The organism is Acetobacterium sp. (genome assembly GCF_039830195.1).
Lineage (GTDB): Bacteria > Bacillota > Clostridia > Eubacteriales > Eubacteriaceae > Acetobacterium.
The window spans coordinates 54,245-66,696 of record NZ_JBDODG010000033.1; the positions used below are offsets into that span (position 1 = coordinate 54,245).

Sequence of the window (12,452 nt, forward strand, 5' to 3'; positions counted from 1 at the left end):
CAGCATCGGCAGCCGCTCGGCGAAATTTCTAATAGAGATCGTGTCATTTAAAAAGGAGGCAGAATTATGAATTATTTTATGCTGGCCGGAGCCAGCAGTAATGTTGGCAAAACAACGGTTACCATGGGCATCATGGCGGCCTTCAAGAAACGGGGCCTGCGGGTAAAACCCTTTAAAACCGGTCCGGATTACATCGATCCGATGTTTCATCGCTTTGTGACCGGGGAGCCCTCAATTAATCTGGACACCTGGATGTTAGACGAAGAAACGATCCGGGGTCTCTTTTTCAGGCGGCTGGAGTCGGATGATCTGGGCATTGCGGAAGGGGTCATGGGTCTCTATGACGGTCATAGTCTGGAATCGGACGTCGGCAGCAGTGCCTATCTGGCCAAAACCATCGGGGCCCCGGTGATTTTGATCATCGATGGTCGGGGCATGGCCAAAAGTGCCGCGGCGCTGGTAAAAGGCTATGTCGATTTTGATCCCGAGGCCAATATCGTCGGGATCATCATCAATCGGATTTCATCAGAATCCCATTATCTTTTATTAAAAGAAATGATTGAAGCCTATAACGATGTGATCTGCCTGGGTTATTTTCCCAATAATCCCGATATCGTCATGGACAGCCGTCATCTGGGGCTGGTACCGGTCGAAGAGATTGCCGATTTTCGGGACAAGGTCGATAAGGCCGGGGAACTGGCTGAAGCCCATATCGATCTCGATAAATTATTAGAAATCAGTCAGCATGACCAGGTGGTGAGTCCCTTTGTGGATCCTTTTTTAGACTACTCTGACAAATATCAGGGGCTGCGGATCGGCGTGCCCAAAGACCGGGCCTTTAATTTTTACTATGATGACAATTTTATGGCTCTGGCCAACGCCGGGGTGGAAGTGGTTCCTTTCAGTCCCTTGAATGATGCGGCTTTACCAGCGCATCTGGATGGTTTATATATTGGTGGCGGCTTTCCGGAAATATTCGGCGCCGAGCTGGCGGCCAACACAGCGATGATCACCGATATCAAAGATAAACTGGAAGCTGGGCTACCCTGTTATGCGGAGTGCGGCGGTCTGATGTATCTGACCCGGTCGATGACCTTAAACAGCGGCGAAACCAATCCGGCCGTGGGCTTTTTCGCGGCCGATTCCCAGATGACCAAACGGCTGCAGCGGTTTGGCTATGTGAATATTACCGCCTATCTTGGTGGTAAAACCATTGATATCCGCGGCCATGAATTTCATCACAGTCTGGTGACCACCGCGGAAGCCTTGCCCACCGCCTATGTGATCACCAAAAAAGGCAAAACCTGGACCTGTGGGTACCGCCAGAAAAACGTCCTGGCCGGCTATCCTCATATTCATTTTTATAGCAACCCGATGTTTTTAACCAGTCTCTTAAATGCCGTCCTGGAGCATCAAGCGGGGCAGGCATGAGGCGGGTCAGGGTCGAAACCCCGGGCACCTGTGGCGAATATATTCAGGGCTGGTATGATGGCAATCCCTGTCTGGTATCCAGTCCGATTGACCGCTATTCCCGGATCACGATCGCCGAAGGACCGGGGAATCTGGCGACGTTAAAACCCAAAACCCGAAAACAGGTCGAAGCGGTTTTCCGGCGCTTTGCGATTCCCCAGCGGGAAGCGGAGCATTTGCATGTTACCATGGCCAGCGACATTCCGCTGGAAAAGGGCATGGCCAGCAGCACCGCCGACATTGCCGGCATGGCCGCCGGACTTTCCGCCTATTTTGGGCTGGAGCTGACCCAGGCGGATATCGGTTTGCTGTGTACCGGCATTGAGCCGTCCGACAATCTGATGTTTGCCGAATTGAATTTATTTAATCATATCAGCGGAGCAGTATTAAAGGAATTTGAGGGCACCGTGGCAGCGGATATTCTGATTATTGATTTTCACGGCGGCATCGATACGATGACCTTTAATGAAACCCAGGATGACTATTCCCCGGAAGATTTAGCCACCTTTGCCGAAATTGTGGCGCAATTTGAAAAAGGCGTCCGCACCAACAGCCTCAAGGATATTGGCGCCGCCTGTACCCAAAGCGCCCTGCTTAACCAGAAACGGTTAAACAAGAATTATCTGGATGGCCTGATCAGTCTGTCCCGGGATTTTGGCGGGTTGGGCACCGTCATCGGCCATAGTGGCACGGTGATTGGGATTATGTATGACAATGATGATTTTCAGGAAGAGGAGTTCCTCAAGGCCTTCAAAAAATTTGTTCCCAATTCGGTTTACGCCGAAATCTACCAGAATCGCCTGATCCCCGGCGGCATAAAAATTACCACCGACGCGGTGTGACCATAGAGCTTTAAATGACCAAAAAATAAAAAAATTGAACGAAGAGAGTGAGAAAATATGGAATATATTAACAACCCCCGAGAAATTGAAGAGCGTAGTTTTGAGATTATCACCGCTGAAATGGGCGATAAGGTTTTCCCGGAAGCGATTGCCCCGATGGTCAAACGGATCATTCATACCACCGCTGATTTTGAATATGCCGACTTACTGGAAATTTTGAATGGCGGATATGAAAGCGGGATGGAAGCCCTTAAACAGGGTAAGAAAATCTACGCCGACACCCGGATGATTCAGGTCGCCGTTAATAAAAAAGCCCTGGCCGATCACGGCATTGAAATTGTCAATTTTGTCCACGACGCCGATGTGGCTGCCGAAGCCAAAGAACGGGGCGTGACCCGCTCCACCGTCAGCATGGAAAAAGCCTTGAAGGACGACAGCGTCGGTATCTTTGCCATTGGTAATGCCCCCACCGCTTTATATACCCTGATTGAACAGGTCAAACTGGGCAATGCCAAACCGGCGCTGATCATTGGCGCCCCGATTGGTTTTGTTGGGGCGGCTGAATCCAAAGAAGCATTGGATCAGATAGACAGCCCGATCATCCGCATCAACGGACGAAAAGGTGGTAGCCCGGTCGTGGCCGCTATTCTTAACGCCATGCTTTATCAACTGGGAAGGGAATGGTAAAACCAATGACAGCAGCAAAAAAAGGAATTTTTTATGGCATCGGGGTCGGTCCCGGAGATCCGGATCTGCTCACCGTTAAAGCCGCCAAGGTTTTAGATGCCTGTGATGTCGTGATTACCCCGGTAAAAAAAATGGGCAGCACCAGTGTGGCCTTTGAAATTGTTAAAAGTCATATTTCCGATCTGTCAAAGGTCGTTGAAATGAATTTTCCGATGATTTCCCTGTCTCAGGAACGGGAAGCATTGGAAAAGCAATGGCAAGAAAATGCTGACGAAATTGAAGTGCTCTTAAATGAAGGCAAGGACGTCGCCTTTATTACCCTGGGTGACCCGATGGTCTTCAGTACCTATTCTTATGTGATGGAATATCTGTTAAAACGCAATATTGAAATAATTACCCTGTCCGGGGTGCCGTCATTCTGTAATCTGGGTGCGCAATTGAACATCCCGCTGACCCAGGGCGAAGAATCTTTGGGCGTTGTGGCGATGACTCAGCCGGTGGAAGAAATCCGGGCGATTCTCGATGCCCATCAGAACATTGTGGTGATGAAAATTTCCGCCAACAATGCCTGGATGGCCGAAGAACTGGAAGCCCGCGGGCTGGAAAAAAGTTTTGTGCTGGTATCCAACATCGGGATGGAAACCCAGCAGGTAGTCCGGGATATTGATGTGTTAAAAGGCAAGATTCCATACTTATCGACTTTGTTAATCAAAAAGAATTATCCCCTTCAGTAAGGGAGGTAAGCGATGTTAGATAAAACCATTGAAAAAAACGGCAAAACCCTGCGCTATGGATATACCACCGGATCCTGTGCCACGGCCGCAACCAAGGCGGCGCTGTTGATGTTTTTAAATCAGCAGAAATGGGAAACGGTTGAAATCAATACGCCCAAGGGCTGGGTGCTGGATCTGGTGCTTCATGATCAGACTTTTTCAGACCACGAAGCTTCCTGTTCAGTGGTCAAAGATTCCGGCGATGACCCGGATGTGACCAATGGCGTCAAGGTCTTTGCTAAAATCACGCCGTCAGATCGGGCTGGAATCGAGTTTGCCGCCGGCGTTGGTGTCGGGACGGTGACCTCGGTGGGACTCAGTATTCCACCCGGTGAACCGGCGATTAATCCCACTCCCAGGGAAATGATTGCTCAGGAGATCAATACGATTTTGAATTCTGACGCGGTACGACAGCGGTCAGATTTACCCAAAGGCTGGCGGGTGGAGCTGTCGATTCCCCAGGGGGTGGAACTGGCCAAACGCACCTTTAATCCCAAGCTGGGGATTGAAGGGGGCTTGTCAATCATCGGCACCACCGGGATTGTGGAGCCGATGAGCGAAGAGGCCTGGACAGCTTCATTAAAATTGGAGCTGTCCGTTTTGCATGCCAGAGGCTTTAAAGAAATCATCTTTGTCCCCGGTAATTATGGGAAAGATTTCTCAGACGAATTGGGGCTGGATGAAAATGTGCTGGTGAAGACCAGCAATTTTATGGGCTTTATGCTGGATGAGGCCGAACGGATGGGCTTTGAGAAAATTCTGCTGATCGGCCATCTGGGCAAACTAGTCAAAGTGGCCGGGGGAATTTTTAATACCCACAGCAGCGTTGCCGACGGCCGAATGGAAATTCTGACTGCCCACGCCGGTTTACTCGGGGTAACCCGGGAAACCATGGCAAAAATTATGGCGTCCAAAACCACCGATGAAGCCACTGATATTATTCTGGCCGAAAATCTGCCAGACTATTTTAACCATCTGGCCGAGGTCGTACGAAAAAAGGTCACCGATCGAGTTTATGGCACCATTGAAATAGAAGTCGTGCTATTTTCCAAGATCCATGGCTTGCTCGGACAAAGCAAAGACGCAGAAGAGTTGAGGAAACGATTATGTACCCATTAAAAATTATTGGACTGGGACCGGGACATCCGGATTATATATTGCCCATCGCCTTAAAAGAAATTGAGGCCGCGGAAGTGATCCTCTGTGGCACCCGTCACGCTGAAAGCTTTGATACCAGCGGTAAAGAAATGCTTTTTATCGGCAAGGGAACCCCGCTGAGCGAGCTGATGGACAAGGTTGCTAAGGGCTACCAGAGCCGGAAAACCGCGCTGGTAGTTTCCGGCGATTGTGGCTTTTACAGTCTGTTGGCTTATGCCAAAAAAGTGGTGCCGGAAAAGGACATCGTCTGTATCCCGGGGATCAGTTCGCTGCAGTATTTTTTTGCCAAACTGGCCTTCAGCTGGGAGGATGCCAAACTGATGAGCCTGCATGGCCGGGATCAGGATTTAGCCGCCGCCCTGGCGGAAAATAAAAAGCTGGGCATTCTCACCGATAAAAATAATAATACCGCGTTCATTGCCGGCATTCTGCAATCGGCCGGTTGTGAAAACAGCATCCTTTATGTAGGCGAGGAGTTATCCTATCCCAACGAAAAGATAACCCGCTTAACCGTGGCAGAAGCCCTGAGCTATCAGGAGGAAGGACTGGCAGTAGTGGTGGTAATCAATGAGTAAGATCGCAGGATATAAGGACGACGCCTATATTCGGGGTAAGGCCCCAATGACCAAACGAGAAATCCGCATCCTGACCATTTCACTGCTGGGGATTGAACCTGGTGACGTGGTGGTGGATATCGGCGCCGGCACCGGCGGACTCACCATGGAAGCAGCCTATGCCGCCGACCAGGGTAAGGTCTACGCGGTGGAAGCCAAGGAAACGGCGCTGGAGCTGGTCCAAAAAAATAAAGAGCATTTTAACGCCGACCATGTGGTGATTATTCCCGGTAAAGCACCGGAAGCACTGGCCGAAATTAAAGAACCAGTGGACCGGGTCATCATCGGTGGCTCCGGTGGTAACATGGAAGGGCTGTTCCAGTGGTGCAAGGCCAATACCCGCACCGGCGGCCGGGTCATTGCCAACTTCGTTACCCTGGAGAACGCCGCCCAGGCCACCACGCTGATGAATCAGTATTTTGACAATGTCGAACTGATTCAGGTGGGCATCAGCCGGGGCGAAGGCATCGGTGGGTTAACCATGCTGAAGGCCGCCAACCCGATTTTTATTATCACGGGCGACGTGAACTAAATTAATCATTCAAAGGTGCAAACTGCTATTGACAAGAAGAAATTCTTAGTGTAAAATGAATTCAATTAAATAGTGAACTTGTCCTATATTCAAGGGAAAAAGGTGTAAATCCTTTGCTGTAATCGCAGCTGTAAAACATGATGACCGTCTCATAACCACTGTTAAGTAATTAGCGGGAAGGGAGATGGAAAGTTGATTGTTGAGCCAGAAGACCTGTTTGTAGTGATTTCTTATACACCTCCGATTTAGAGGACTGTAAGAGCATTATATTTAAATTTGTAAGTATGATTCTTTTATCCTTCTCCGTTGGAGAAGGATTTTTTTTCGTTTTCTAGTCGTCAGCGACCGGAAGCGAACCCAGGAATTGTGTGGTTCCTGGGAGTTGGTTAATTTCTCCTAGCCAATAATAGAATCTCTTCGAATAGAAGGACATCTCCAAGTCAGTATTTAATGCCCTTCCTCGGGGATGGTGTGTGACATCCCCGAATTTATTTAGCTTTCATTAATTTACATTTGTATAGAAAATTATTCCTCTGCTTAGATTTTTCTGGCCAAAAATTTGAGCACTAATAAAAGAAGTGCATTCGCTTATGGATGCGCTTTTTTTATTGGTGAGAAATTCATTTGGCCATTAAAAAAGATTTTTGAAAAAGCGCCTAAAATGGTATACTTGCTATAAAAAAAAGATACTGATAAATAATCAGATAGGAAGGTCGCAGATGAGAATTCACTATTTACAGCACGTCTCCTTTGAAAACCCCGGCAGTATTCTGGAATGGGCCAAAGCCAATAACGGTCTCGTCACCTCGACGCAATTGTATAACGATGAAGCGCTGCCGGAGGTGAGTGATTTTGACTGGCTGGTGGTGATGGGGGGACCGATGAACATTTATGAAGACGATCAATATCCCTGGCTGAAGGCCGAAAAAGCATTGATCAAAGCTGCCATTGCAGCTAATAAGGTGGTTATTGGCCTGTGTCTGGGCAGTCAGTTAATTGCTGACATCATCGGTGGAAAGGTTGTTCAAAACAAACAAAAAGAAATTGGCTGGTTTCCGATCACGTTTTCGGAAAAAGCCAAAGCGTCACCACTGTTTGCCTTTTTCCCGGATCATCCGATGGTCTTTCACTGGCACGGCGATACCTTTATCGAGCTGCCTGAGGCAGCCACGGTCATTGCCGCCAGCGCCGCCTGTCAGAACCAGGCCTTCGTCTACCGACAAAGAGTTTTTGGCTTTCAGTTTCACCTGGAAAACACCCTGCCGATTATTAAAGATCTGATTGCAAATTGCGGCGATGAAATGATTCACGGTGATTATGTACTGTTACCGGAGGAAGTCCTGGCTCACCCGGAATACATTCTTCAGGACAATCAGTGGATGGCAGCCTTTTTAGACCAGCTGAAACAACTGACTGAGGAAGGCCGGATTTAATAAAAATTTTCTTTCACAACAAATGACTGGTGAAAATTTGGGTAAATATAAACCAGGATGTTTTAAAATATTTTGTGTAAAGGAATTTTAAGATGAAAAAGGTAATGCTTAACGAAATGACCGCACTGGAAGTTCAGGAGATGTTAAAAAATGCCGATCAGGTTACTGCCATTGTGACCTTTGGCTCCTGCGAGAGCCATGGCTGGCATTGTTGTTTGGGACCGGATTTTTTCGTGCCATCAGAGGTGGCCAAACGGGTGGCGCAGAAGTTGGACAATGTGGTGGTGCTGCCCTGTGTCCCCTTTGGCACCTCGATTCATTATAACCGTTACCCGCTGTCGATTACGCTGCGCTATGAAACGGAAATTGCCATTGCCGAAGATATTTTCGAGAGCCTGATTAACAACGGCATCAAACACATTTATATTTTAAATGGCCATGACGGTAATATTCCGGCGCTGGAAATTGCCGCCCATAAGGTCAAGAATCGCCATCGCGAGGCAAAGTTTTTGTATCTGCCAGATTGGTGGACCAAGGTCGGACCGATTATGGGTGACCGTTTTGAGGTCTGGAATGGGCTGGGACATGGTGGCGAAGGCGAAACCTCGATTATGATGGCGCTACGCCCGGAACTGGTCAAGCTGGAAGATGCGGTATCCCAGGTGCCAGAAAACGTCATTAAGATTAATGAAAAGGTGGACATTATCTGGGACATCAAGGAACTCACCGCCACCGGTGCCACCGGCGATCCCACCAAAGCCAGCATTGAAAAAGGTGATCAGATGCTGGAGATCTTTGTCGAGCTGGTTGCCAGCGCCATCGAAGAGATGAATCAGCGGGGCTGGGAATACTGATGTTTTACAAGCGATAATCATTTTTAGTTTGAGAAATGGTAATAAATAGAAAAAGCAATTCTGATAACAAGAAAAGAGGTGGTCAATCATGAAAAAATTAATGTTGATCCTGGCAGCGATTGGTTTAGCCCTGTTCCTGTCCGGCTGTTCGCTGATCCCGGGGATTTTTGGCAATAAGTCGGAGTCGGTAAAAAATCAGGAAATCACCCTGGCCTTGTCGTTTGGCGAGAAAACCGGCACCTATACCGGTCAATTGGTCAAGGGTTTGCCCCAGGGTAATGGTGTCTTTACGGTTTCCAATGAGGATGAAGTTGCCTGGACCTATGAAGGCGCATGGGAACAAGGTCATTTTCAGGGGATCGGGGAAACTGTCTGGGAAGATGGGTTTATGCAGGAAGGAAATTATAAAAATGATTACTTATCGGGAGAAGGAAAGGAATATCTGGATGGCAATCTCTTATATGAAGGGAATTTTGACCAAAACCAGTATGATCGACAAGGGATCCTTTATAATTATTACGGCGATGTGATTTACGAAGGCGATTTTGTTCTGGGTTTCTACAATGAAACGGCGGCCCAGCGAAAGGCCCGATTGGATCCGTTTAAAGCGCAAACTGCAGAAATCTCATACGCTGAAATTTTTGACAATGCCAAAAATGAAACCGGTAAAAAGGTCAAGCTGACTGGTCGGGTTTTTCAGGTTTATGAAAATTATGAAAATCAGCAATATTTCTGTGATTTTATCATCGATGCAAATGACGATCCCAATCAGATGGTTCAGGTATATTATCGCCTAAATGTTGATGAGGCCCCTCTGGTTGAAGGCCAAATGGTAACAGTCTGGGGAACCGTTGAATATCTTTATACCTACACCACTGAAGCTGGTGAGGAATTCACCATCCCCAATGTGGAAGCCTGGAGCGTGGAGTAAAACTTAATCGCTGTAACACTGAGAAACTCCCAGTCAAGAGGCTGGGAGTTTTAACGTTAATGGCGACGAGATCTAATCAAAGGTGAAGATATCTTGACCAGCGAATAAAAAAGGAATCCGATACTGGCCGCCACCGAGGTATTCGGCGGCGGTATAATTCAACCAGGATTTACCGGCATAGCGGCGTTGGATCTGGTTGTCTCCGATTGTTCCGAAATCGAATTCTACCAGCGTATCGCCGGCATTATAGCCATCATAGGTGAAATCCAGAACCTTGATGGTGCCGCCATTTTCAGTGGTTGAGACAACAACATAATCACCGCTGGCCACACTGAGCGGTGTGGGGATGTATTCCCGATAGGTAGTTTGCGAAACCGATAAAACGGTTCCAGAGTCGGAATTATACCAAATCCCATATAATTTATTGATAAACTCCTCTTCGCTAAGAACCGATTGGGTCGTGGTTGGGGGGCTGGTCAGGCTATAGTGCCCTTCAATTACCGGACTGGAAAAACCTTTGGCACTCACCGCCATGGCCTTGACGGTGGTTTCGCCAATCGCCAGGGGAATCGCCGTGGTATATTTGGCCGAGGCCTGATTTGGGAGGCTGCCATCGATGGTATAATAGACCGCATCGTCAGCACTGCCTTTGATGATTTCCAGATTCTGGGTGCCCTCATAGGTGCCCGGGGCCAGGTTGAAGCTGGGCTTTTTAACCAGATAGTTGTCCTTGTTTGTGAGATAGCTTTGATCTCCGGTTTCTGTGGCGGCCCGTTCCAGCAAAGCGAGAATCTCGGCCTCAGATTTTCCCGACGAGAGGTAAGAACTGATTAATTCATCATAGAGCTTTTTTAATTCGGCCTGATCCGTGGTTTTTTCAATTTTTTCTTCACTAGTCAGATTTGAAACGACAAATTGATTATAAAGAAAAAAAGTGAGACCGGCCAGAATCAGTACCGCCCCGACAATTGCCAGGATGATGATCAGCGTTTTTTTGCTTTTCTTTGGCGGTGGAATATTCTCAGGTGGAATGTTTTGAGTTGAATCAACTTCTGTCCGTTCCAGTTCAGCCCAATCTAATTCGTCATTAGCCGGTGAGCCGTTATGGTTATCCGATTGGTGTTCGTGATCCTTCATTTTAAACCCTCCTTGTCCGGGTTGGAATCAAAACGCAAAATAGTTACGGTTCCAAAAATTTGAAACGAATGGCCAGCAATTGACAATGAGAAAAATCTGCAGGGTCTATATTAAATCTATACCCATAAATCTCTTTTATATGGCAGATGGGCCAGTTATTTTATAAAAAACAACAATGATTCAGATGGATTTTGAAATTTGGCGGATTTGATTTATAATGGTGCATAAGCGGCAACGAAGCGCGTGTGTTTTGCTTTGCCTGCGATCAGAAAATGATAGGATGGTTCGCATGTATAAAATACTAATTATCGAAGACGATCAGATTATTGCCAGGGCACTGAAAAATCATTTGGATAAATGGGAACTGGAAACCCAAATAGTTGAGGATTTCCATCATATTCTGGATCAGTTTGTGACCTATGATCCCCAACTGGTTCTTTTGGACATCTCTTTGCCATTTTTTAACGGCTACCATTGGTGCAGTGAAATCCGCAAGATTTCCAAGGTACCGATAATTTTTATCTCGTCCACCAGCGACAACATGAATATCGTCATGGCCATGAATATGGGTGGGGATGATTTTATTGCCAAGCCCTTCGATTTAACGGTGGTGGTGGCAAAAATTCAGGCTCTGTTGCGGCGAACCTACTCCTTTCAGGGACAGGTCAGCCTGCTGGAACATAAGGGCGCGATTCTGAATCTGAGTGATGCCAGCATACTCTATGCCGATCAAAAAGTGGAACTGAGCAAAAATGAGTTTAAGACCCTACAGATTTTGCTGGAGAACAAGGGCAAGGTGGTATCCCGGGATGTGATCATGAAACGGCTCTGGGACAGTGACTGTTTTGTCGACGACAATACCTTGACGGTCAATATTGCCAGGCTGCGAAAAAAACTGGATGAGGCTGGACTGGCAGATTTTATTGCCACCAAAAAAGGCATTGGCTATTTAATTGGAGATTAATAAAGAAGTAATAGAGGTTTAAAATGAAAACAGCTTATCTATTTGGAGCATATCTGAAAAGTCGGATTAAGGTAATCGCAGCCTTTGTTTTATTTATGTTGGTATTTGCGCTGGTCTACACCCTCTATCATCTGCCACTGGAGCCGGTTGTTTACAGTGCGGAGCTGGTGACCGCACTGGCAGTGATTTTTGCCGGCCTGGACTGGCTGCAGTTTTATCAAAAACATCAGCGTCTGACAGCCGCGATCAATGCGGCGACGGCCGGGGTGGGGGAATTGCCCAAGCCCCGGGATCTGTTAGAAAGCGACTATCAAACCCTGATCCGGGTGCTGGCCGAGAACCGTGCTGAGCTGATCTCGCAGTTTGATAACCGGCAAACCGATATGATTGACTACTACACTCTATGGGCCCATCAGATTAAAACCCCCATCTCGGCCATGGGGCTGCTGCTCCAGACCGAAGAGGGTGACCGGGAACGCACCCGCACCTATGGGCAGGAGCTTTTTAAGATCGAACAATACGTGGACATGGTACTCCAGTATTTACGGCTAGAAAGCATGTCCTCCGATTTGATTTTAGTTGAATACGATTTGGCGGACATTGTCCGACAGGCTGTGAAAAAATATGGCATTATTTTTATCAATAAAAAAATATCGCTGGAGTTGGCAGAACTGAATTGCCGGGTTCTAACCGACGAAAAATGGCTGGTCTTTGTGCTGGAACAGGTTGTTTCCAATGCCCTGAAGTACACCAATCAGGGAAAAATTTCTATTTATCTGGATCAGCAGGCAGAAAAAACCCTGATCATTGAAGATACCGGCGTCGGCATCCGGGCAGAAGACATTGCCCGGATTTTTGACCGCGGCTTTACCGGCTATAACGGCAGAATGGATAAGAAATCCACCGGCATTGGTCTTTATCTGGGTCAGCAGGTGCTTGATAAACTTTCCCACACCATCACCGTAACCTCCCAGGTGGGCCAGGGTACCCGGGTCAGCATTGATCTGGCAACCCGAGGGTTTGAAGCCTTATAAGACAAGCTTACAAAAGTGTAAGA

General features: G+C 47.6%; 13 protein-coding genes and 1 riboswitch. Of the genes, 12 read left to right on the forward strand and 1 reads right to left on the reverse strand.

Annotated features, from left to right (window positions below; genetic code table 11):
- Positions 1-66 precede the first annotated feature (66 nt).
- The 10 genes from ABGU93_RS09845 (at position 67) to ABGU93_RS09890 (ending at position 9,294) form a co-directional block, all read left to right on the forward strand.
- On the forward strand, positions 67-1,431 hold the full coding sequence (locus tag ABGU93_RS09845) for a cobyrinate a,c-diamide synthase (RefSeq protein WP_347413289.1): 1,365 nt from the start codon (positions 67-69) through the stop codon (positions 1,429-1,431).
- Complete coding sequence (locus tag ABGU93_RS09850) at positions 1,428-2,312, forward strand: GHMP kinase (protein WP_347413290.1); 885 nt, start codon at positions 1,428-1,430, stop codon at positions 2,310-2,312. Before ABGU93_RS09845 ends, ABGU93_RS09850 begins: the two co-directional genes overlap by 4 nt.
- 57 nt (positions 2,313-2,369) lie before the next feature.
- Complete coding sequence (locus ABGU93_RS09855) at positions 2,370-2,999, forward strand: precorrin-8X methylmutase (RefSeq protein WP_347413291.1); 630 nt, start codon at positions 2,370-2,372, stop codon at positions 2,997-2,999.
- The gene (cobI, locus tag ABGU93_RS09860) at positions 2,993-3,733 is read left to right on the forward strand and encodes a precorrin-2 C(20)-methyltransferase (protein WP_347413292.1); all 741 of its coding nucleotides are present in this window, start codon (positions 2,993-2,995) and stop codon (positions 3,731-3,733) included. The genes ABGU93_RS09855 and cobI overlap by 7 nt, the downstream gene beginning before the upstream one ends.
- Before the next feature lie 12 nt (positions 3,734-3,745).
- Complete coding sequence (gene cbiD, locus ABGU93_RS09865) at positions 3,746-4,891, forward strand: cobalt-precorrin-5B (C(1))-methyltransferase CbiD (RefSeq protein WP_347413293.1); 1,146 nt, start codon at positions 3,746-3,748, stop codon at positions 4,889-4,891.
- Positions 4,879-5,505: a precorrin-6y C5,15-methyltransferase (decarboxylating) subunit CbiE gene (gene cbiE, locus ABGU93_RS09870; RefSeq protein ID WP_347413294.1), complete on the forward strand. Its 627-nt coding sequence runs from the start codon at positions 4,879-4,881 to the stop codon at positions 5,503-5,505. The genes cbiD and cbiE overlap by 13 nt, the downstream gene beginning before the upstream one ends.
- Positions 5,498-6,076, forward strand: coding sequence for a precorrin-6Y C5,15-methyltransferase (decarboxylating) subunit CbiT (gene cbiT, locus ABGU93_RS09875; protein ID WP_347413295.1), 579 nt, complete (start codon positions 5,498-5,500; stop codon positions 6,074-6,076). The genes cbiE and cbiT overlap by 8 nt, the downstream gene beginning before the upstream one ends.
- 50 nt (positions 6,077-6,126) lie before the next feature.
- Positions 6,127-6,312: riboswitch (cobalamin riboswitch) on the forward strand.
- Positions 6,313-6,795: 483 nt separating this feature from the next.
- Positions 6,796-7,509 (forward strand): type 1 glutamine amidotransferase, encoded by a 714-nt coding sequence (locus ABGU93_RS09880; protein ID WP_347413296.1) that lies wholly within the window; start codon positions 6,796-6,798, stop codon positions 7,507-7,509.
- 92 nt (positions 7,510-7,601) lie between these two features.
- Positions 7,602-8,363 carry a creatininase family protein gene (locus ABGU93_RS09885; protein ID WP_347413297.1) on the forward strand — a complete coding sequence of 254 codons (762 nt, stop codon included), beginning with the start codon at positions 7,602-7,604 and terminating at the stop codon, positions 8,361-8,363.
- A gap of 88 nt (positions 8,364-8,451) precedes the next feature.
- Positions 8,452-9,294: a hypothetical protein gene (locus ABGU93_RS09890; protein ID WP_347413298.1), complete on the forward strand. Its 843-nt coding sequence runs from the start codon at positions 8,452-8,454 to the stop codon at positions 9,292-9,294.
- 72 nt (positions 9,295-9,366) lie between these two features.
- Here ABGU93_RS09890 and ABGU93_RS09895 read toward each other — a convergent pair whose 3' ends face one another.
- Positions 9,367-10,431, reverse strand: coding sequence for a chitobiase/beta-hexosaminidase C-terminal domain-containing protein (locus tag ABGU93_RS09895; protein ID WP_347413299.1), 1,065 nt, complete (start codon positions 10,429-10,431; stop codon positions 9,367-9,369).
- Between the two features lie 289 nt (positions 10,432-10,720).
- Between ABGU93_RS09895 and ABGU93_RS09900 the strand changes: the two genes are divergently transcribed.
- Together ABGU93_RS09900 and ABGU93_RS09905 are read left to right on the forward strand one after the other, a co-directional pair.
- On the forward strand, positions 10,721-11,395 hold the full coding sequence (locus ABGU93_RS09900; RefSeq protein WP_347413300.1) for a response regulator transcription factor: 675 nt from the start codon (positions 10,721-10,723) through the stop codon (positions 11,393-11,395).
- A gap of 23 nt (positions 11,396-11,418) precedes the next feature.
- On the forward strand, positions 11,419-12,429 hold the full coding sequence (locus tag ABGU93_RS09905) for a sensor histidine kinase (RefSeq protein ID WP_347413301.1): 1,011 nt from the start codon (positions 11,419-11,421) through the stop codon (positions 12,427-12,429).
- The last annotated feature ends 23 nt before the right edge of the window (positions 12,430-12,452 follow it).